Origin of the sequence: Pseudomonas muyukensis, assembly GCF_019139535.1 — a bacterium.
Lineage (GTDB): Bacteria > Pseudomonadota > Gammaproteobacteria > Pseudomonadales > Pseudomonadaceae > Aquipseudomonas > Aquipseudomonas muyukensis.
In genome coordinates this window covers 2,103,367-2,122,993 of record NZ_CP077073.1, presented here as the reverse complement: position 1 = coordinate 2,122,993, position 19,627 = coordinate 2,103,367, and the positions used below count along the sequence as shown (strand labels likewise).

At 66.6% G+C, this 19,627-nt stretch carries 17 protein-coding genes and 2 tRNA genes; 8 read left to right on the top strand and 11 right to left on the bottom strand.

Annotated elements, in window-relative coordinates:
- The first annotated feature begins 69 nt into the window (after positions 1 to 69).
- Complete coding sequence (locus KSS95_RS09540; RefSeq protein WP_217853441.1) at positions 70 to 1,815, top strand: bifunctional diguanylate cyclase/phosphodiesterase; 1,746 nt, start codon at positions 70 to 72, stop codon at positions 1,813 to 1,815.
- A 186-nt stretch (positions 1,816 to 2,001) separates the two neighbouring features.
- On the opposite strand, the gene KSS95_RS09535 is transcribed toward KSS95_RS09540, so the two are convergent.
- From KSS95_RS09535 to pcaQ, 5 genes are all read right to left on the bottom strand, one after another.
- Positions 2,002 to 2,370: a hypothetical protein gene (locus KSS95_RS09535; protein ID WP_134689322.1), complete on the bottom strand. Its 369-nt coding sequence runs from the start codon at positions 2,368 to 2,370 to the stop codon at positions 2,002 to 2,004.
- Positions 2,367 to 2,708, bottom strand: coding sequence for a helix-turn-helix domain-containing protein (locus KSS95_RS09530; protein ID WP_217853440.1), 342 nt, complete (start codon positions 2,706 to 2,708; stop codon positions 2,367 to 2,369). The genes KSS95_RS09535 and KSS95_RS09530 overlap by 4 nt, the downstream gene beginning before the upstream one ends.
- A gap of 90 nt (positions 2,709 to 2,798) precedes the next feature.
- On the bottom strand, positions 2,799 to 3,239 hold the full coding sequence (locus KSS95_RS09525; RefSeq protein WP_217853439.1) for a YkvA family protein: 441 nt from the start codon (positions 3,237 to 3,239) through the stop codon (positions 2,799 to 2,801).
- Between the two features lie 282 nt (positions 3,240 to 3,521).
- Entirely contained in the window at positions 3,522 to 4,250 is a 729-nt protein-coding gene (bamJ, locus tag KSS95_RS09520) for a BamJ family beta-barrel-assembly machinery protein (protein ID WP_134689328.1), read from the bottom strand.
- A gap of 216 nt (positions 4,251 to 4,466) precedes the next feature.
- The gene (gene pcaQ / locus KSS95_RS09515; protein ID WP_217853438.1) at positions 4,467 to 5,399 is read right to left on the bottom strand and encodes a pca operon transcription factor PcaQ; all 933 of its coding nucleotides are present in this window, start codon (positions 5,397 to 5,399) and stop codon (positions 4,467 to 4,469) included.
- A 136-nt stretch (positions 5,400 to 5,535) separates the two neighbouring features.
- Between pcaQ and KSS95_RS09510 the strand changes: the two genes are divergently transcribed.
- A complete protein-coding gene (locus tag KSS95_RS09510) occupies positions 5,536 to 5,961 on the top strand; it encodes a DcrB-related protein (protein WP_217853437.1) in 426 nt (141 codons plus the stop codon).
- Between the two features lie 21 nt (positions 5,962 to 5,982).
- Positions 5,983 to 6,153 carry a hypothetical protein gene (locus KSS95_RS09505; RefSeq protein ID WP_217853436.1) on the top strand — a complete coding sequence of 57 codons (171 nt, stop codon included), beginning with the start codon at positions 5,983 to 5,985 and terminating at the stop codon, positions 6,151 to 6,153.
- Positions 6,154 to 6,167: 14 nt separating this feature from the next.
- Here the strand turns inward: KSS95_RS09505 and nirD are convergent, their stop codons facing one another.
- The 3 genes from nirD to KSS95_RS09490 form a co-directional block, all read right to left on the bottom strand.
- Entirely contained in the window at positions 6,168 to 6,530 is a 363-nt protein-coding gene (gene nirD / locus KSS95_RS09500; RefSeq protein WP_217853435.1) for a nitrite reductase small subunit NirD, read from the bottom strand.
- Positions 6,530 to 9,082, bottom strand: a complete 2,553-nt coding sequence (gene nirB / locus KSS95_RS09495) for a nitrite reductase large subunit NirB (protein WP_217853434.1) — start codon at positions 9,080 to 9,082, stop codon at positions 6,530 to 6,532. Before nirB ends, nirD begins: the two co-directional genes overlap by 1 nt.
- Before the next feature lie 318 nt (positions 9,083 to 9,400).
- Entirely contained in the window at positions 9,401 to 13,369 is a 3,969-nt protein-coding gene (locus KSS95_RS09490; RefSeq protein ID WP_217853433.1) for a bifunctional nitrate reductase/sulfite reductase flavoprotein subunit alpha, read from the bottom strand.
- A 292-nt stretch (positions 13,370 to 13,661) separates the two neighbouring features.
- Here KSS95_RS09490 and KSS95_RS09485 point away from each other — a divergent pair, with 292 nt between their 5' ends.
- Together KSS95_RS09485 and map are read left to right on the top strand one after the other, a co-directional pair.
- Positions 13,662 to 13,865 carry a ParD-like family protein gene (locus tag KSS95_RS09485; RefSeq protein WP_134689341.1) on the top strand — a complete coding sequence of 68 codons (204 nt, stop codon included), beginning with the start codon at positions 13,662 to 13,664 and terminating at the stop codon, positions 13,863 to 13,865.
- Positions 13,862 to 14,647, top strand: a complete 786-nt coding sequence (map, locus tag KSS95_RS09480; protein ID WP_217853432.1) for a type I methionyl aminopeptidase — start codon at positions 13,862 to 13,864, stop codon at positions 14,645 to 14,647. Before KSS95_RS09485 ends, map begins: the two co-directional genes overlap by 4 nt.
- Before the next feature lie 145 nt (positions 14,648 to 14,792).
- On the opposite strand, the gene KSS95_RS09475 is transcribed toward map, so the two are convergent.
- Positions 14,793 to 14,869, bottom strand: a tRNA-Asp gene (locus KSS95_RS09475).
- A 13-nt stretch (positions 14,870 to 14,882) separates the two neighbouring features.
- Positions 14,883 to 14,958, bottom strand: a tRNA-Val gene (locus KSS95_RS09470).
- Positions 14,959 to 15,173: 215 nt separating this feature from the next.
- Between KSS95_RS09470 and rdgC the strand changes: the two genes are divergently transcribed.
- The 3 genes from rdgC to sugE all read left to right on the top strand — a co-directional run bounded on the left by rdgC (position 15,174) and on the right by sugE (position 17,612).
- Positions 15,174 to 16,094: a recombination-associated protein RdgC gene (rdgC, locus tag KSS95_RS09465; RefSeq protein WP_134689345.1), complete on the top strand. Its 921-nt coding sequence runs from the start codon at positions 15,174 to 15,176 to the stop codon at positions 16,092 to 16,094.
- 112 nt (positions 16,095 to 16,206) lie between these two features.
- The gene (locus KSS95_RS09460; protein WP_217853431.1) at positions 16,207 to 17,166 is read left to right on the top strand and encodes a bile acid:sodium symporter family protein; all 960 of its coding nucleotides are present in this window, start codon (positions 16,207 to 16,209) and stop codon (positions 17,164 to 17,166) included.
- 128 nt (positions 17,167 to 17,294) lie between these two features.
- Positions 17,295 to 17,612, top strand: coding sequence for a quaternary ammonium compound efflux SMR transporter SugE (sugE, locus tag KSS95_RS09455; protein ID WP_134691882.1), 318 nt, complete (start codon positions 17,295 to 17,297; stop codon positions 17,610 to 17,612).
- A 16-nt stretch (positions 17,613 to 17,628) separates the two neighbouring features.
- Here the strand turns inward: sugE and KSS95_RS09450 are convergent, their stop codons facing one another.
- A complete protein-coding gene (locus tag KSS95_RS09450; protein WP_217853430.1) occupies positions 17,629 to 19,503 on the bottom strand; it encodes an MFS transporter in 1,875 nt (624 codons plus the stop codon).
- Positions 19,504 to 19,627 lie beyond the last annotated feature (124 nt).

Genomic DNA, 19,627 nt, shown 5'->3' with positions numbered 1-19,627 from the left:
TCGGGCTGTCGTGAAATAGAAGGGCCGGACGTGCAAGCGTCCGGCCTTTTTTCATTCAGGAAGCAGTCCATGACCGTCACCGAACAGCTCAGCGCATTGAGCGCCATCCTGGCTCAACGTAGCGTCCACAGCTTGTTCCAGCCCATCGTCTGTCTTTCCGAACGCCGCGTGCTCGGCTATGAAGCCTTGAGCCGCGGCCCGTCCAACAGCCCCCTGCACTCGCCGCTCAACCTGTTCGCCATCGCCCGCCAGGCCGGGCGCCTGAGCGAGCTCGAGGTGTTGTGCCGGGAAACCGCTTGCCGGCGCTTCAGCGAACTGAACCTGGGCGGCAAGCTGTTCCTCAACGTCTCGCCCGAATCGCTGCTCGAACCCCACTACCCGTCCGGGCGTACCCTGAAAATGCTCGAGGCCGTCGGCCTGCCGCCCAGCCGGGTGGTCATCGAGCTGACCGAACAGACCCCCACCGAAGACTTCCAACTGCTGTTCAACGCCCTGCACCACTACCGCGACATGGGCTTTTCCATTGCCCTGGACGACCTGGGGGCCGGCTACTCGAGCCTGCGCCTGTGGTCGGAACTGCGCCCCGACTACGTGAAGATCGACCGCCACTTCATCGACGGCATCCATCAAGACCCGCTCAAGCGCGAGTTCGTCGGCTCGATCCTGCAAATCGCCCGCGCCTCCCGGGCCCAGGTGATCGCCGAAGGGATCGAGCTGGGCGAGGAGCTGGCGGTGCTCGGCGAGATGGGCGTGGACCTGGTGCAGGGCTACCTGCTCGGCCGCCCGCAGGAGTTCCCGCCCAGTGACGCGCTCCCCCTGCTGCCGCAGGCAAGCGCCGGCACCGTGACCCTGGGCGAGGACAACGGCGCCCTCGACGCACTGCTTATCCAACAGCCGGCGGTGCCACTGCAGACGCCCACGCAGCAGGTGCTCGAAGCCTTTCGCCGGCAGGCCAACCTCAACTCCCTGGCGGTGCTGGATGAGCGCGACAAGCCGTGCGGCATCGTTCACCGGCACTCCCTGGCCGATGCGCTATTGCAGCCGTTCGGCACCGACCTGTTCGCGCGCAAGCCGATCAGCCGGCTGATGAGCCAAGACTTTCTTGCCGTGGAACGCGGGCAGTCGCTGCAACAGGTCAGCCGCCTGCTCACCAGCCGCGCCCGCCAGCGGATCGAGGAAGACTTCATCATCACCCAGAGCGGTCGCTACCTGGGCCTGGGGCGGGTGATCGATGTGCTCAAGCTGATCACCGAACAGAAGATCCAGCAGGCCCGGCATGCCAACCCGTTGACCCTGCTGCCGGGCAACGTGCCGATCCAGCAATGCCTGGCGCGCCTGCTGCAGCAACGGCGCGAGGCGGCGGTGTGCTATGTGGACATCGACAGCTTCAAGCCCTTCAACGATATCTATGGCTACGCCCGCGGCGACGAAGTGCTGTTGAGCCTGGCGCAATGCCTGAACGACTGCGTCGACCCGCAGAGGGACTTCGTCGGGCACATCGGCGGGGACGATTTCATGCTGGTGTTGGGCTCGGCGGACTGGCGCGAGCGCTTGCAGGTGCTGGTGGAAGCGTTCACGCGCCAATGTCGGCGCTTCTACCGCGCCGAGCACCTGGAGGCTGGGTGCTTCATCGCCCACAACCGCCAGGGGCAGCGCGAGACGTTCGCCCTGCTGTCATTGTCGATCGGCGTGGTCTGGCTGACGCCGCACAGCGGCGGCCAGCTGGATGCCGGGCAACTGGCCGAGCTGGCCTCCCAGGCCAAGCGCCAGGCCAAGGAAAGCAGCGGTTCGAGCCTGAGCCTGATCGAAGCCTGAAACCCTGCCATTGCACCTGCCCCCCGTAGGCGCCAGCCTTGCTGGCGCACCCGGCGACGCGGTGGATGGCACCGGCCAAGGCCGGTGTTCGCCGGCAAGCCGGCTCCTACCGCGCCCTCAGCCACACACACCTGTAGGAGCCAGCCTTGCTGGCGAACCAGGCGACGCGGTGGATGGCAGAGTCGTTCAGGCCTCTTCCGGATAACGGTACTCGAACACCCGCACCACCTCCGAGGCATGCCACGACGCCGCCTCCATGCCATCCACCGGCCCGGAGAAACGCCCCAGGCGCTCGACACACTCGAAAAAGCCGGTACGTGGCAGGCGGCTGGCCCCCTGGCTGATCACCAGCGAACTGCGCAGCGGTTGCTCGGCGCGAGCATCGAGCAGCGCCAGGTACTCCAGCGCCGCGGTGAGGGTCTGCATCGCCGGGCTGGGCAGTTGCAGGCGCTCCAGCAGCGCCCGGTAGGTGAGCAGGTGGCGTTGCCGGCGGGCCAGGTCGAGCTCGGTCAGCAGGCTCTGCCATTGCTGACGGCTGATCCTGACCTGGCTCATGACGGCTCGCTCCAGCCCGCCAGCCCCAGGTGCCAGGCCAGGCTGCGCAGGATCGCCGCGTCGGGGCGGCGATCGCCGGCCTCGATCATCGCCAGGTAGGCCGGACTGATCCCGACGCTGCGCGCCAGTTGCTCGGGCGCCAGGCCCTTGGCCTCACGCAACGACGCCAGCTGGTCCAGGCTGGACAAGCTGGCGTCTGCGGGTTCGGCGGCGACATTGTCGGTGGCGGGCGCTGCGCCAGGTGCCTGGCCAGCGGCGGCCAGCAACGCCTGGTACTGCTCCCAGGGAACGACTGCGTACTCGGGCTGACCGTCCCGGCTGATGACCTGAATACCCATACAACCCCCTTGACGTTGGACTACGGCATGTAATCCATAGGCATAACCCTTATGCCAATTATATTACCAACCTCGGGGGCATGCCGTGAATCAGTTGCCGGGGCGCTCCAGGCGCAGGGCTTCGGGGCTATTGGGCAGGCGCTCGACCACCCGCAACCGCTCCGGCGCCTGGCTGGCGCGCCAGGCCTTGAAGCGGGCCAGCTCGTCGGCCACGGTCTTGAGCACCCAACCCAGCACGGCGATGTCGTCGAGCAGGCCGACCCCCAGCAACCAGTCGGGGATGGCGTCCAGCGGGCTGACGAAGTACAGCAAGCCGGCGACGATGGTCACCAGTGCCTTGGGGCTGACGGCGCGGTACTCGCCGCGCCACCAGGCCAGGCACAGCGCCTGCATCAGGCCCAGGTCCTCACGCAGCTGGCCGAGCTTGGGGCCTTTGCGGGCCACGGCGAACAACAGGGCCGGCAACCGCCCGCGGCTGAGCAGGCGCTCGGCCAGGGGCAGGAAGCGGGTGAAATTCCAGGGTGCGCTCATGAGACCTCCAGAGGAGCAGGCAGGTTATCCACATTTATTGTGGATAACCTTGTGAACAGGGCGGCATTGGCGCCGCGTCGTGCCCGCCAGGCAAGGGCCGGGGACGGATCGGGCGTTTTTTACACAACCGTTGCAACGGCGCAAACGTTTTGCGACAAGCACACCCGAGGTTACGCCGTGGCATTGCTTGCGACAGTGAATGACGCCGGCGGTTCGCGTCAAGCCGCCAAAAACGACGACGCCCCGTCAAAACGGGGCGTCGTTGCAGCAGCAGACTGGCGCTTACTTGGCCGGGGCGGCTTCGGCGTCGGCCTTGGCCGGGTCCTTGATGCCCAGCAGTTCCAGGTCGAACACCAGCACCGAGTTGGCCGGGATCAGCGGGCTCGGGCTCTGGGCGCCATAGGCCAGCTCGGCGGGGATGTACAGCTTGTATTTTTCGCCGACATGCATCAGTTGCAGGCCTTCGACCCAACCTGGGATCACGCCGCTGACCGGCAGGTCGATCGGGCTGCCGCGCTCGACGGAGCTGTCGAACACCTTGCCGTCGGTGAGCTTGCCTTCGTAGTGGACGGTGACCACATCGGTCGGCTTGGGCTGCGGGCCGTCGGCCTTCTTGACCACTTCGTACTGCAGGCCCGAGGCGGTGGTGACCACGCCAGGCTTCTTGGCGTTTTCCTCGAGGAATTTCTTGCCGGCCGCGGAGGCTTCTTCGCTGGCCTTGGCCAGGCGTTCTTCAGCGCGCTTCTGCAGGGCGGTGAAGGCCTCGACCAGTTCCTCGTCCTTGATGCGCTGTTCTTTCTTGCCAACAGCGTCTTCGATGCCTTGGGCGACGGCTTTGGAATCCAGGTCGTCCATGCCTTCCTGGGCCAGGCTCTTGCCCATGTTCAGGCCGATACCGTAGGAGGCTTTCTGTGCCGGAGTCTTCAGCTCGACGCTGCTGGTCTGGGCGTCGCAGCCCGCCAGGACCAGGCCTACCAGGGCAACCGCAGCCGCCAAACGATGCTGTTTCATGCTATTTCCTTGTTCATGCGCCATGAGGGCAATCAGGGTAAAGCCGCGAGCTTAGCAGGCGGCCGCGACCAATGGCTACCGGCATAAGAGCGGGTTGTGGGCTGGAAGTTCCTGGGTTAAAGGTTGTTCATGATCGCGCTTGCAGCCAATGGCCAGTATTGATGGCTTCGCCAGGGTTTGCCGGGAGCTTTTCAAAACCATGGCACCCGCCCAGCGTCAGGGATATCCACCCAGCCGATACGCCCCCGCCACCTCGCGCAATACCTCGCACACCCACTGCGCCGCCAGGCCCTGGGGCACCGCCGCGTTGCGACAGATGCCCACCGAGCCCCCCGGCTCACGTACCCCGAGGTCAAGTTCGGCCAGCTCGCCGCGCCCCAGGTCGATCAGCACCGCATCGCGCGGCGCTACCCACACCGCGTCGCTGCCCAGCACATAGCGCCGGCTCAGCGCCAGCGACAGCGTTTCCAGGCGTTGCGCCGCCACGCCGATCCCGCCTTGCACGAACAGGCTGTCGGCATGCTGGCGAATGGTCGTCCCCGGCGGCGGCAACACCTGCGCGTACTGCCCTACCAGCCCCCGCTCGACCGGCTGGCGCGCCAGCAACGGGTGCCCGGGGCGCACCACCAGGGCCATCGACTCGCTGTACAGGTGCTCGAACGACAACCCCTGGATGCGCGGGCTGTCGGTCATGCGCCCGACCACCAGCTCCAGCTCGCCCACATGCAACTGCCCCAGCAACTGCGCGCTGACCCCGGTGACCACGCTGATCACCAAGGCTTCATGGCGCTGGTGCAGGCGGCACAGCACCTCGGGCATCAAGAGGCCCTCGACCGTGGACAACACACCGATACGCACCTGCGATGGCTGCAAGGCCTCGCCGCGCACGCTGCCAACGCCTTCGCGCAGGGCGTGCACGCTGGGCCCGGCATAACGCAAGAAGCGCGTACCGGCCGCGGTCAATGACACGCCCTGGCGGCCGCGTTCGAACAGCCGGGTCTCGAGCAACGCCTCGAGCTCCTTGAGCGTCTTGGAGATCGCCGGCTGGCTGATCGCGAGCACATCGGCAGCCCTGGCCAGGCTGCCCTGCCGGGCAATCTCCAGGAAACACAACAGGTGGCGGAACTTGATGCGGGTATCGAGGTTCATGCCTGGCAGTGTATCCGCGCGTCGGGCCTGCAAGCCATGCCGATTCGGTGACTTGCGTCACTCGGCGCCGGCCACGCCCTTGCAGGCAAGGCGCCGAAGCTTTAGCGTGTGCCGCCTCAACGCATGGAGCAGCGCTATGGCCGCCTACCTGACCCAGGACCTGGTCCTGGACCTGGGCGATGAAACGCCCGAAGACACCAGCATGAACATGCTCGCTTTCCGCGAACGCGGCACCAGCCTGGTGATCGCCCGCAGCCCGCTGCCCGAGGGGCAGACCCTGGAAAGCCTCTACCTGCAGCAACTGGCGCAACTGCGCGAACGCCTTGCGGCGGTCATCAGCGAACCCCAGCCGGTCAGCGCCGGTGTGGCCCGCGACATTCACGGCCTGGAAACCAGCCTGCAGTTCAAGCGTGGAGACGTGGTTTCCTACCAGCGCCAGTTGGCCTACGCGCCTGCCGGCCAAGCCCGTTTCGTCGCGGTGAGCTACAGCAAGCAAACACCGCTGGAGCCCGCCGACCTTGTCCATTGGGAAACGATCAAGGCTGGTTTGCGACTGAACTGACCCCCCTTTCAGAGATGGCTCATGGATGACAGCCTGCACGCCGCCCGCAAGGGCGATCTGATCCTGCACCCGCCGTTGATGGCCGATTTGGTCAGCGCAGTCAGCGAGGCGGTCATCTACGCGGCGGTCACGGAGTGGGCCAGCTACCTCGACGCCAATGGCGCCAGCCATTACCCACTTGACCAGGATTGAGCCACCCTGCGGATTCAGGCGCGGGACAATTCGACCTGCTCACCCTGGATCCGCACCCGCCAAACCGGCAGCACCTGGCCTGGATCCTCCAGGCAGCAGCCATTACGCAGCGAGAAATGCTGTTTGTACAAAGGCGACGCGACAACGGGCTCACCCTGCAGACTGGCCAGCAATCCGCGCCCGATGACATTCGCGCCGGAACGCGGATCACGGTTGCCGACGGCATAGATCGCCTGCGCCTGCCCCGGCAGATAGAACAACGCCACCTGCTCGCCGGCATGCCACACCACCACCCCGGAATCGGCCACCAGGTCATGGGCAGCGCACACGCTGTGCCAGGTGGTTTGCGCTTGCACAGCCCTGTTGCTCTGGTTCATCACACAGTCTCCTCATGGGTCGGAATCAGCTGCAGCGCCGCCGCCGGGCGGCGCTGGCCGCGTTCGCGGACGAAGTGCACGTCGGGGTCGGCGCGCTGGTCATTGACGAAGGTACGGAAGCGCTTGAGTTTTTCCGGGTCGCTCAAGGCATTGGCCCATTCGCACTCGTACTGCTCGACCACATGCTGCATCTGCGCCTCCAGCTCGCTCGCCAGGCCCAGGCTGTCGTCGATCACCACCTGCTTGAGGTAGTCCAGGCCGCCCTCGAGGTTTTCCCGCCACACCGAGGTGCGCTGCAGCTTGTCGGCGGTACGGATGTAGAACATCAGCACGCGGTCGATCAGCCGTACCAGGGTCTGGTCGTCCAGGTCGGTGGCGAACAGCTCGGCGTGGCGCGGGCGCATGCCGCCATTGCCGCACACATAGAGGTTCCAGCCCTTGTCGGTGGCGATCACGCCGATGTCCTTGCTCTGCGCCTCGGCACATTCGCGGGTACAGCCGGACACCGCGAACTTGAGCTTGTGCGGCGCGCGCAGGCCCTTGTAGCGGTCCTCCAGGCGCAGGGCCATGGCCACGCTGTCCTGCACGCCGTAGCGGCACCAGGTGCTGCCGACGCAGGACTTCACCGTGCGCGTCGACTTGCCATAGGCGTGCCCGGTTTCAAAGCCAGCGGCAATCAGTTCGCCCCAGATCAGCGGCAACTCGTGCAACTGCGCGCCGAACAGGTCGATGCGCTGGCCGCCGGTGATCTTGGTGTAGAGGTCGTATTTTTTCGCCACCTGGCCGATCACGATCAGCTTGTCCGGGGTGATCTCGCCGCCGGGAATGCGCGGCACCACCGAGTAAGTGCCGTTCTTCTGCATGTTGGCCATGAAGGTGTCGTTGGTGTCCTGCAACGGCACCAGGGCCGGGTCCATGATCGGCTGGTTCCAGCACGAGGCGAGGATATTGCCCACCGCCGGCTTGCAGATGTCGCAGCCGACAGGGCCCTGGCCATGGCGGGCGAGCAGGTCGCCGAAGGTGCGGATGCCTTCGACCCGCACCAGGGCGTAGAGCTCCTGGCGGGTGTAGGCAAAGTGCTCGCACAGGCTTTTGTCCACGCTCACGCCGCGGGCGCCCAGCTCGTGCTCGACCACCTGCTTGAGCAGTGCCGCGCAGCCCCCGCAACCGCTGGCGGCCTTGGTGCAGGCCTTGACCGCGGCCAGGTCGCCACAGCCGCCGTCGATGGCCGCGCACACCGCGCCCTTGCTGACGTTGTGGCATGAGCAGATGGTCGCGGCAGCAGGCAAGGCATCGGCGCCCAGGGCGGGCGCGCCGCCTCCTTGGGGCAGGATCAAGGTGGCCGGGTCGGCCGGCAGCTTGATGCCGTTCTGGGCGTATTGCAGCAAGGTGTCGTAGTAGCTGTTGTCGCCCACCAGCACGGCGCCGAGCACCTGCTTGCCGCTGGCATCCACTACCAGCCGCCGGTACGAGGCACTGGCCTCGTCGATGAAGCGGTAGCTGCGCGCGCCCGGCGTGGCGCCCTGGGCGTCGCCGATCGAGCCGACATCGACGCCCAGCAGCTTGAGCTTGGTCGACATGTCGGCGCCACTGAACCCGCTCGGCGCCTCGCCCATCAGCCATGCCGCCAAGGTGCGCGCCATGGCGTAGCCCGGGGCGACCAGGCCGAACACGCTGCCGTTCCACGAAGCGCATTCGCCGATGGCGAAGATCCGCGGGTCGCTGGAACGGCAGTGGTTGTCGATCACCACGCCGCCGCGGGCGGCGACCTCCAGGCCGCAGGCGCGGCCGAGCGCGTCCTGCGGGCGGATACCGGCGGAGAACACCACCAGGTCGGTTTCCAGGTGCTCGCCGCCGTCGAAGTTCATTCGGTAGCGGTACTGCTCGCCTGCGCTGATCGACTGGGTGGCGCGGGCCAGGTGCACGCCGACGCCCAGCGCCTCGATGCGCGCACGCAACGCCGCGCCGCCTTCGCCGTCGAGTTGCACCGGCATCAAGCGGGGGGCGAACTCCACCACATGGGCCTCCAGGCCCAAGGACTTGAGGGCGTTGGCCGCCTCCAGGCCCAGCAGGCCGCCGCCGACCACCACGCCACGGCGGGCACCGCTGGCGGCGGCGCGAATCGCGTCGAGGTCGTCGAGGGTGCGATAGACCAGCCGCGCGTGGCCGCTGGAGCCCTCGATGGGCGGCACGAACGGGTAGGAGCCGGTGGCCAGGATCAGCTGGTCATAGCCGTAGCGGCCTGCGTCGGTGACCAGCTCCCGGCGCTGGCGGTCGATCGCCACTACCGCCTCGCCCAGGTGCAGGTGCACGCCGTTGTCCGGGTAATAGCCCGGCGCGCACAGGGCCAGGGTTTCGGCGCAACTGCCGGTGAAGTACTCCGACAGGTGGACCCGGTCGTAGGCACGCTGGCGTTCCTCGCCGAACACATGCAGCTCGAAGCGGGCCAGGGCGCCGCGCTCGATCAATTGCTCGACGCAGTGATGGCCGACCATGCCATTGCCGACGATGACCAGTCGCGGTCGTTGTGCCTCGTTCGCTGTTGCCTGCATAGCCGATCCTCGCTCACGGAAAACGCAAAAAGGCGCCTGGAGCCGAAGCTCCAGGCGCCTTTGCCTGTACTCATCAGTTGGGGGCCCTGGACGATCGCCGTTGACCGGTGGGCTGTTGTAGCTGGATCAAAGCAGGGACTGTGCCAATTGCCCTGCCCGCTCATGCACCGCGGCGCCTGGTTCGCCAGCAAGGCTGGCGCCTACCGGCAACAGGTGCTGCAAACCTGTAGCAGCGGGCCTTGCCGGCGAACACCGGCACAGCCTGTGCTATCCAGGCGCTTGAACCAGCCTGGTGCAACGCTCACCAGGCTGGTGCACTCAATACACATCGCGCCGATAGCGCTTGTCCCGCGCCAAGGCCTCGACATAAGCCCGCGCCGCCTCGGCAGCCATGCCGCCGTGCTCGACCACCACCTGGCGCAGGGCCGCGTCGACATCCTTGGCCATGCGCTGGGCATCGCCACAGACATAGACCACCGCGCCCGCCTCGAGCCACTGCCACAGCTCGGCGCCGTGCGCCAGCAGGCGCTGCTGCACGTAGACCTTGTCATCCTGGTCGCGGGAGAACGCCGTGCTCAGGCGCAGGTACCCGCTCGCCGCCCAGGCCTGCAACTGTTCGCGGTAATAGAAATCGCAGGCGCCGTGCTGCTCGCCGAAGAACAGCCAATTGCCACCGCTCGCCCGGCGCTGTTCGCGCTCCTGGAGAAAACCGCGAAACGGCGCGATACCAGTACCGGGGCCAATCATGATGATCGGCGTGGCATCGTCCTGCGGTAGGCGAAAGTGCTTCGACGGTTGCGGGAAAATCGCCACCTCCAGGGCCGTCGCCCGGTCGGCGAGGAAGGTCGAGCACACGCCCTTGCGCGCCCCGTAGCGCACGGTGGCGACGGTCAGGTGCACCTGGTCGGGATGGGCCAAGGGGCTGGAGCTGATCGAGTACAGCCGCGGCTGCAAGGGCTTGAGCAATGCCAGCCAGCGGGCCAGGGGCAAGCGCTGGGGGAACGCCTGCAGGACATCGGCCAGCTGCCGCCCCCACAGCCAGTCCTTGAGCGTGCTACTGCACTCGGGCCGCAACAAACGCCGCAGGCCCTCGGCCTGCTCGGCGAACACCTCGAGCAGCGGCCGGCTGACCTGGGTGATGTCCAAGTGGCGCTCCAGCGCGGTGCGCAGCGCCATCGGCGCCTGGCCCTGGAGTTCGACCTGGGCCTGGCCATCGAGCGCCATCAAGGCCAGCAGCTCATCGACCAGGTCCGGGCAATTGCGCGGCCACACCCCCAGGGCGTCGCCAGGCTGGTAGCTCAGGCCGCTGCCGCGCAGGTCGAACACCAGTTGCCGCGTCTCCTTGCTCGAACCCGGGCCATTGAGCAAGCGGTTCTCCAGCACCGGCGCCAACCAGGGCTGGTGCTTGCCGACGCGGGTTGGCGACGGTGCCACGGTGGGTGCCGGTGCGCTACCGCCCAGTTCCGGCAGCAAGGCCTCCAGCCAGGCGGTGAAAGCCGCTTCGCAGTCAGGCTCGCAATCGACCCGCGCCAGCAGGCGCCGGGCACCGAGGTCGGCCAGGCGCTGGTCGAGCTTGCGGCCGAAACCGCAGAACTGCTCATAGCTCGAATCCCCCAGGGCCAGCACGGCATAAGGCAGGGTCGCGCAGCTGGCGCCTTGCTCTTGCTGCAGCGCCTGCCAGAATGCCGCGCCGCTGTCCGGCGCCTCGCCATCGCCGAAGGTGCTGGCGATCAGCACCAGGCTGGCGGCGCCCTGCAACTGTGCCGGGTGAATGGCCTCCATGCAACTGAGCGCCACGGCCAAACCCGCCTCGCGCAGACGCTGCGCGCAGCGCTCGGCCAGGCCCTCGCCGTTGCCGGTCTGCGAGGCCCACAGCACGTGATGCCGAGGGGCCTCGGCGGGGCTCCCAGGCATAGCCTGCGCCGGGCTGAACAGGCCCGCCAGCAGGCCGTCGACGAACAGCCGCCGGGCCGGCGCCAACGGCGCGCCGGGCGGCAGGCTGGGCACGCCGAGGCGTTGCGCCTGGTCAAGGCCAAGCAGGAAGCCTTGCAGGTAGTGGCGCTCGTCTTCGGCCAACACCGGTGCCGGCAACGCCTCCAGGCCAAGCAGGCGGGACAGGGTGGCAGTGGGCATGGTCGCAGGCTCCGGGTGGCTCAGGTCGAGGGCCTCGATACGTTCGCCGGCCAGCCGTTCAAGGGCCACGGCGCAGTGCTTGAAGGCCGGTTGCAGGGAAATCGGGTCGACCGCGTCGCAGGTCAGCGCGTTGATCGCCAGGCCCTCGCCGTACAGGTCGTTCCAGTGAAACGGCACAAAACAGTTGCCGGGCTGTACCCGATCGCTGAGCCGTGCCGGCAGCCGCGCCTGGCCACGGCGCGAGCGCAACCCCACCTGGTCCTTGTCGTGGATGCCCAGGCGCAGCGCGTCGCTGGGGTGGATCTCGACGAAGGGGCCGGGCGCGAGCTTGTTCAGGCTCGCCACCTTGCCGGTCTTGGTCAGGGTGTGCCATTGGTGCTGCACCCGGCCGGTATTGAGCACGAAGGGGAAGGCAGCGTCGGGCAGCTCCGCCGCTGGCAACCAGGGCCGGGCGAAGAACTGCGCCTTGCCGCTGGGCGTGGGAAACACCAGCGCGCCCTCGCTGACGTAGCGCAGCGGGCTGCGGTCGTCCTCGCGCCCCGGCGCGCTCGGCCATTGCCGCGGCCCCTGGCGCAGGTCGGCATAGCCGATACCGCGCAAGTCGTAGCCGGTGGCTGGGTTGTGGAAACGGCGGATTTCGTCGTACACCGCCTCGGCGTCGGGGTAGTCGAACGCCTGCGCATAGCCCATGGCACTGGCCACCCGGGCGATCAGGCGCCAATCCTCCAGGCTCTCGCCGGGCGGCTCGACCGCCCGCGGCGCCAGGGTCAGGTTGCGCTCGCTGTTGATCATCACCCCATCGCCCTCGGCCCACAGCGCCGCCGGCAGGAGGATGTCGGCGTAGCGCTGGGTCTCGGTGTCGAGAAAGGCATCCTGGCTGATCACCAATTGCGCCTGGCGCAGGCCGTCGATCACCTGCTGGCGATTGGCGACGCTGGCCACCGGATTGCTGCAGATGATCCAGCAGGCCTTCACCTCGCCGCGCTGCATCTGCTCGAACAACGCCACCGTGCCCTCCCCGCCCTCGCTGCGCAGGGTACCGGCCGGCAGCTGCCATTGCCGCTCGACGAAGGCGCGGTCGCCGGCCTCCAGCGCCGAGCGCTGGCCGGGCAACCCTGGGCCCATGTAGCCCATCTCGCGTCCGCCCATGGCATTGGGCTGGCCGGTCAGCGAGAACGGGCCGCTGCCAGGCCGGCAGATGGCGCCCGTGGCCAGGTGCAGGTTGCACAGCGCGTTGCTGTGCCAAGTGCCGTGGATGCTCTGGTTCAGGCCCATGGTCCAGCAGCTCATCCACGCCCCGGCCTCGCCGATCAGCCGCGCGGCCTCGCGGATCGCGGCGGGGTCCAGGCCGGTGATGGCGGCGACCCGTTCGGGGGTGTAGTCCTCGAGAAAGGCCGGCATGGCCTCCCAGCCTTCGGTGTGCCGGGCGATGAACCCGGCATCGGTGTGGCCGTTGGCGTGCAGCAGGTGCAGCAGGCCGTTGAGCAGCGCCAGGTCGGTGCCCGGGCGCAGCGCCAGGAACAGGTCGGCCTTGTCGGCGGTGGCGGTGCGCCGGGGGTCGACGACGATCAGCTTGGCCCCGGCCTTGAGCCGGTCGAGCAGGCGCAGGAACAGGATCGGATGACAATCGGCCATGTTCGCGCCGATCACCAGGAACACTTCGGCCCGCTCGAAATCCTGGTAGCTGCCGGGCGGGCCGTCGGCACCCAGCGACTGCTTGTAGCCACTGCCGGCGCTGGCCATGCACAACCGCGAGTTGGACTCGATGTGGCGGGTGCGGATAAAACCCTTGGCCAGCTTGTTGGCCAGGTACTGGGCTTCCAGCGACATCTGCCCGGAAACATACAGCGCCAGCGCATCGGCGCCATGGCTGTCGATGATCTCGCGCAGCCGCCGCGCCGCCTCGGCGATGGCCTGGTCGAGGCTGCTGCGCACCGGCTCCTGGCTGCGCTCGCGGCGCACGAAGGCCTGGCCCATGCGCCCGCTGGCCAGCGGTATGTGGGCGGTCAGGCCCTTGGTGCACAGCCGGCCGAGATTGCTCGGGTGCTGTTTGTCGCCGCTGACCTTGGTCACCTTGCCGGCGCTGACGCTCATGACGATACCGCACCCCACCCCGCAATACGGGCAGACACTGCGCACCTCGCTGCTGCTCATCGGCGTTCTCCTGCACGAACGACAAAGGCGCCGGCTGCTCCCGCTTGGCTGATCGCAAGCAGGGCAACACGGCGCCTTCGTCGTGATGAAAAGAGCCATCGACGTTGATGGCCCGGATGCAGGACATTCAGCAAAAGCCGGGCCATCTCTTGACCACGCCGCAACCACGCAGCAGCGCGCGACCTCGGCGATTGCCCGTGCACCACGCCAGGGAGCGCTGCACCAGCGGGTGGCATGAACCGCGCCACGACTATATGATTCGCATACGTTTCATATAAATAGGTAAAGCACCATGGGCATCGTCAAGATCGCCGACGACCTCCACGAAGACCTGCGCGTGGCCAGCGCCGCCCTGTCGCGCTCGATCAACGCCCAGGCCGAGCACTGGATCCGCCTCGGCATGCTCGCCGAGCTGCACCCGCAAGCCACCTACCAGGAACTGCTGCGCCAGCTGCTGCGCCAGGAGCAAGCCAACCTCAAGGAATTGCTGCGATGAGCCAGGTCATCCTCAAGAACGCCGCGCAACTGGCGCTGATGCGCCGCGCCGGCCAGTTGCTGGCGCAGGTGTTCGCCGACCTCGACGGTTTCATCCGTCCCGGCGTGACCACGATGCAAATCAACGATCGCGCCGAAGCCTTCATCATCGAGCACCTCAAGGCGCGCCCGGCGAGCAAGGGCCAGTACGGTTTTCCCTACGCGCTGAACACCTCGGTGGACCATGTGGTCTGCCACGGCATGCCCAAGGCCGACGAGGTGTTGGGCGAAGGCTCCATCGTCAATGTCGACATCACCCTGGAACAGGGTGGCTATATCGCCGACTCGTCGAAGATGTACGCCATCGGCCAGATCGACGACGAGGCCCGGCGGCTGGTCGACACCACCTACGCGGCCTTATGGAAAGGCATCGAGCAGGTTCGCCCCGGCGCCACCCTCGGCGATATCGGCCATGCCATCCAGGCCCATGCCGAGGCGGCGGGCTACAGCGTGGTGCGCGAATACTGCGGCCATGGCATCGGCACCCAGATGCACGAAGCGCCCGAAGTGCTGCACTACGGGCAACGCGGCATGGGCCTGGCACTGCAAGCGGGCATGGTGTTCACCATCGAGCCGATGATCAACCAGGGCGGGCGCGGGACCCGTGGCCTGCGCGATGGCTGGACGGTGATCACCCGCGACCACAGCTTGTCGGCCCAGTGGGAGCACACCGTGGCGGTGACCGAAACCGGCTATGAGGTACTGACGTTGCGCGGGGAAGAGCGGTTGGGCGCAAAGCCCTGAGGGAGAGTGCCTGGGGGCTGCCGGCTGGGATGCCTTGGCATCAGCCCCCAAGACAGCCTGCAGAAACAGCAGACACAAAAAAAGCGACCCTAAGGTCGCTTTCTCTGTTGCTTCCGGGTGTTCAGTGGGCCCTGGAAGCTAAATATGGCGCGGCGGACGGGACTCGAACCCGCGACCCCCGGCGTGACAGGCCGGTATTCTAACCGACTGAACTACCGCCGCGCTATACATCGAGTGGTGGGTGATGACGGGATCGAACCGCCGACCCTCTGCTTGTAAGGCAGATGCTCTCCCGGCTGAGCTAATCACCCTTCGTCTCGGTGTGGCGCGCATTCTACGGAGGGCCCGCCACCCTGGCAAGCACTTTTTTAAACTTTTTTAAAAAAAATTCTCAGGCCTTTCAAAGACCTAGCAATGCCGGGTGTTTCTTCCTCTCTATAAGGTGCTGGCCGTATGACAGGGTTGGCCTTCAACCGCCGCTCGGAGAATAATGCCCGCCTTATGTATTAAGGAGAGATCCCCCCTCATGTGGTTCAAGAACCTGCTGTCCTATCGCCTGACCCAGGAAGTACCGTTCGAGGCGCAAGCCCTGGAAACCGCCCTGGCCAGCAAGCCGGCCCGCCCCTGCGCCAGCCAGGAACTGACCACCTACGGTTTCGTCGCACCGTTCGGCAAGGGCGCGGACGCCCCGCTGGTGCACGTCAGTGGCGAATTCATGCTGATCGCCGCCCGTAAGGAAGAACGCATCCTGCCCAGCAGCGTGGTCAACGACGCGGTCAAGGAGAAGGTCGAGGAAATCGAGACCGAGCAGATGCGCAAGGTCTACAAGAAGGAGCGCGACCAGATCAAGGACGAGATCATCCAGGCATTCCTGCCGCGTGCGTTCATCCGCCGCTCGATGATCTTCGCCGCCATCGCCCCGCGCCTGGGCATGATCCTGGTCAACTCGGCCAGCGCCAAGCGCGCCGAAGACCTGCTGTCGACCCTGCGTGAAGTGATCGGCTCGCTGCCGGTGCGCCCGGCCACGGTGAAGATCGCGCCGAGCGCGACCATGACCGACTGGGTCAAGTCGCAGCAGGCCGCCGAGGGCTTCTATGTACTCGACGAATGCGAACTGCGCGACACCGCCGAAGACGGCGGCATCGTTCGCTGCAAGCGCCAGGACCTGACCGGCGAGGAAATCCAGCTGCACCTGAGCACCGGCAAGGTGGTCACCCAGCTGGCCCTGGCCTGGCAGGACAAGTTGTCGTTCGTGCTCGACGACAAGATGGTGATCAAGCGTCTGAAGTTCGAGGAGCTGCTGCAGGAGCAGGCCGAACAGGACGGTGGCGACGAGGCGCAACAGCAGTTCGACGCCAGCTTCACCCTGATGATGATGACCTTCACCGAGTTCCTGCCGCTGCTGTTCGAGGCCCTGGGCGGCGAAGAGATCCCGCAGGGGGTCTGATTGCTGGTGCGCTTGCCGCGGGCGCCTTGCTGGCGAACCAGGCAGCGCGCTGCCTGGCTCGCCAGCAAGGCTGGCTCCTGCAAACACCTATAAATAGAACAAGGACCAGCCCATGCGTGCCCTCGCCACCCTCAGCCGCTTCGTCGGCAATACCTTCGCCTTGTGGGTGCTGCTGTTCGCCTGCCTGGCCTTTGTCATGCCACAGTGGTTCATCGCGCTCAAGGTGGCCATCGTGCCCTTGCTGGGCCTGGTGATGTTCGGCATGGGCCTGACCCTCAAGCTCGACGATTTTGCCGCCCTCGCCCGCCAACCCTGGCGCGTGGCGCTGGGGGTGGTGGCGCACTTCGTGATCATGCCAGGGATGGCCTGGCTGCTGTGCCAGTTGTTCCAGCTGCCAGCAGAGATTGCCGTCGGCGTGATCCTGGTCGGCTGCTGCCCAAGCGGCACGGCGTCCAACGTGATGGTCTGGCTGTCCCGCGGCGACCTGGCGCTGGCCGTGGCGATCGCCGCGGTGACCACCCTGCTCGCCCCGCTGCTGACCCCGGCACTGATCTGGTTGCTGGCCTCGGCCTGGCTGCCGGTTTCGTTCATGGACATGTTCTGGTCGATCCTGCAACTGGTGATGCTGCCGATTGTGCTCGGCGTGCTCGCCCAGCGCCTGCTTGGCGCCCGGGTGCAACTGGCGGTGCAGGTGCTGCCGCTGGTGTCGGTGGTGAGCATCGTGATGATCGTCTGCGCGGTGGTGGCGGCCAGCCAGGCGAAGATCGCCGAGTCGGGGCTGCTGATCATGGCCGTGGTGATCCTGCACAACAGCTTCGGCTTCCTGCTGGGCTACCTCACCGGCAAGTTGTGCAACCTGCCGCTGGCCCAGCGCAAGTCGCTGGCGCTGGAGGTGGGCATGCAGAACTCAGGGCTGGGCGCAGCGCTGGCGGCGGCGCATTTCTCGCCACTGGCGGCCGTGCCCAGCGCGTTGTTCAGCGTGTGGCACAACATTTCCGGGGCCCTGCTGTCGACCTGGTTCCGGCGGATGGAGGAGCCCGTGGTGGTCGAGCAAGCCGCTCCTGCGCCGTAGCAGGCGGGGCGGCGCTTGCCGGCGCGCTGAAAAATGTGCACTATACTGCGCACTGTGAGGACGACCTCACGACGCTGTGCGTGACCATTCCGGGGACGGCCCCATCCTTGAAACGATGGAGAAACACCATGTCCTGGATCATCCTGTTCTTCGCCGGCCTGTTCGAAGTCGGTTGGGCTGTCGGCCTCAAGTACACCGACGGCTTCACCCGCCCCCTGCCCACCGTGCTCACCGTCGGCGCCATGGTCATCAGCCTCGGTCTGCTGGGCCTGGCCATGAAAGAGCTGCCGCTGGGCACCGCCTATGCCATCTGGACTGGCGTCGGCGCGGTCGGCACGGTGATCGCCGGCATTATCCTGTTCGGCGAATCCATGGCCCTGGTGCGTTTGGTCAGCGTTGCCCTGATCATCTGCGGCCTGGTCGGCCTGAAGGTCAGCGCCAGCTGACCTTCGCTCCACAGCCTTAACGTATCGCGCCGCGCAGCAGGCTCACCTGTTCGCGCAGCGCTTCAGGCTGCGCCGCCTCCGCCGGGATGGCGGCGCCGGCCACGATGGTCACCCGCGACCACAGGCGCTTGAACAAGCCCTTGTTCGGATCGCGGCTGAAGAAACTCCCCCACAGCCCCTGCAGCGCCAACGGAATCACCGGCACTGGCGTTTGCTCCAGGATACGGCTGACCCCACCCTTGAACACATCGATCTCACCGTCCGCACTCAGCTTGCCCTCGGGGAAGATGCACACCAGCTCGCCGTCGGCCAGGTACTGGGCGATGCGGGCGAAGGCTCGCTCGTAGGTAGCCTCGTCTTCGCCACGCCCGGCGATCGGGATGGCCCCGGCAGTGCGGAACACGAAGTTGAGCACCGGCAGGTTGTAGATCTTGTAGTACATGACGAAACGGATCGGCCGGCGGATGGCGCCACCGAGCAGTAGCGCGTCGACGAACGAGACATGGTTGCACACCAGCAGCGCCGCGCCTTGGTCGGGAATACGCTGCAGCTCGCGGTGCTCGACCCGGTACATCGAATGGCTGAGCAGCCAGATCAGGAAGCGCATGGTGAATTCCGGCACGATCCGGAAGATGTAGGCGTTGACCGCGATATTGAGCAGCGACACCACCAGGAACAACTGCGGGATAGTCAGCTTGGCCAGGCTCAACAGGACGATGGTGATGATCGCCGACACCACCATGAACAGCGCGTTGAGGATGTTGTTGGCGGCGATCACCCGGGCCCGCTCGCCTTCTGCGGTGCGGGCCTGGATCAAGGCGTACAGCGGCACGATGTAGAAGCCGCCGAATACCCCAAGGCCAACGATCGAGAGCATGATCCACCAGGCCTGGCTCATGCCCAGCAGGGCCAGCCAGTCATGAGGCGTCGCCGCGGCGGGAACGTCCCCGGAGTGCCACCACCAGAGCAGGCCGAACAGGGTCAGGCCAAACGAGCCGAACGGCACCAGGCCAATTTCCACCTTGCGTCCGCTGAGGCGCTCGCACAGCAGCGAACCGACGGCGATGCCCACCGAGAACAGGGTCAGCACCAGGGTGACCACGGTCTCGTCGCCATGCAGCCAGTCCTTGGCATAGGCCGGGATCTGCGTGAGGTAGATGGCGCCGACGAACCAGAACCACGAGTTGCCGACGATCGAGCGCGACACCGCCGGGGTCTGCCCCAGGCCCAGGCGCAGGGTGGCCCAGGACTGCTTGAAGATGTTCCAGTCCAGCTTCATCTGCGGTGCCGCGGCGGCGGCGCGGGGGATCCAGCGGCTGGCCAGGTAGCCGAGCACGGCGGTGCCGACCACGCCTGCCGCGGCAAGCGCGGCGTAGCTGGACGACGACATCAGCACCCCGGCGCCGATGGTCCCGGCCAGGATCGCCAGGAAGGTGCCCATCTCCACCAGACCATTGCCGCCCACCAGTTCCTCCTCGCGCAGGGCCTGGGGCAGGATCGAATATTTCACCGGGCCGAACAGCGCCGAGTGGGTGCCCATGGCGAACAGCGCCAGCAGCATCAGCTCCAGGTGGTGGGTAAGGAAACCGGTCGCGCCGATGGCCATGATGGCGATCTCGGCCAGCTTGATCGCGCGGATCAGCCGGTCCTTGGCGAATTTCTCGCCAAACTGCCCGGCCAATGCCGAGAACAGGAAGAACGGCAGGATGAACAGCAAGGCGCAGAGGTTGACCCAGATCGAGCGGTCGCCTTCCAGGCTCAGCTTGTAGAGGATCGCCAGGATCAGCGACTGCTTGAACAGGTTGTCGTTGAAGGCACCCAGCGACTGGGTAATGAAGAACGGCAGGAAGCGCCGCTTGCCGAGCAAGGTGAATTGCGAGGGGTGACTCATCGTCCTTGTACCTGGTTGGGCTTTGTCATTGGAGGCACGCACAGCGCGGGAAGCCACAAATCTGCACGGGAATGGCCAGCGAAGGCAACCCATAGCCACGCAATTGGCCGGCACCTACGGGGGC

Bases quoted from the DNA above. Each gene is read 5' to 3' on its own strand.
- KSS95_RS09540 (WP_217853441.1), top strand. From the start codon at position 70: ATGACCGTCACCGAACAGCTCAGCGCATTGAGCGCCATCCTGGCTCAA.
- KSS95_RS09535 (WP_134689322.1), bottom strand. From the start codon at position 2,370: ATGAGCCAGGTCAGGATCAGCCGTCAGCAATGGCAGAGCCTGCTGACC.
- KSS95_RS09530 (WP_217853440.1), bottom strand. From the start codon at position 2,708: ATGGGTATTCAGGTCATCAGCCGGGACGGTCAGCCCGAGTACGCAGTC.
- KSS95_RS09525 (WP_217853439.1), bottom strand. From the start codon at position 3,239: ATGAGCGCACCCTGGAATTTCACCCGCTTCCTGCCCCTGGCCGAGCGC.
- bamJ (WP_134689328.1), bottom strand. From the start codon at position 4,250: ATGAAACAGCATCGTTTGGCGGCTGCGGTTGCCCTGGTAGGCCTGGTC.
- pcaQ (WP_217853438.1), bottom strand. From the start codon at position 5,399: ATGAACCTCGATACCCGCATCAAGTTCCGCCACCTGTTGTGTTTCCTG.
- KSS95_RS09510 (WP_217853437.1), top strand. From the start codon at position 5,536: ATGGCCGCCTACCTGACCCAGGACCTGGTCCTGGACCTGGGCGATGAA.
- KSS95_RS09505 (WP_217853436.1), top strand. From the start codon at position 5,983: ATGGATGACAGCCTGCACGCCGCCCGCAAGGGCGATCTGATCCTGCAC.
- nirD (WP_217853435.1), bottom strand. From the start codon at position 6,530: ATGAACCAGAGCAACAGGGCTGTGCAAGCGCAAACCACCTGGCACAGC.
- nirB (WP_217853434.1), bottom strand. From the start codon at position 9,082: ATGCAGGCAACAGCGAACGAGGCACAACGACCGCGACTGGTCATCGTC.
- KSS95_RS09490 (WP_217853433.1), bottom strand. From the start codon at position 13,369: ATGAGCAGCAGCGAGGTGCGCAGTGTCTGCCCGTATTGCGGGGTGGGG.
- KSS95_RS09485 (WP_134689341.1), top strand. From the start codon at position 13,662: ATGGGCATCGTCAAGATCGCCGACGACCTCCACGAAGACCTGCGCGTG.
- map (WP_217853432.1), top strand. From the start codon at position 13,862: ATGAGCCAGGTCATCCTCAAGAACGCCGCGCAACTGGCGCTGATGCGC.
- rdgC (WP_134689345.1), top strand. From the start codon at position 15,174: ATGTGGTTCAAGAACCTGCTGTCCTATCGCCTGACCCAGGAAGTACCG.
- KSS95_RS09460 (WP_217853431.1), top strand. From the start codon at position 16,207: ATGCGTGCCCTCGCCACCCTCAGCCGCTTCGTCGGCAATACCTTCGCC.
- sugE (WP_134691882.1), top strand. From the start codon at position 17,295: ATGTCCTGGATCATCCTGTTCTTCGCCGGCCTGTTCGAAGTCGGTTGG.
- KSS95_RS09450 (WP_217853430.1), bottom strand. From the start codon at position 19,503: ATGAGTCACCCCTCGCAATTCACCTTGCTCGGCAAGCGGCGCTTCCTG.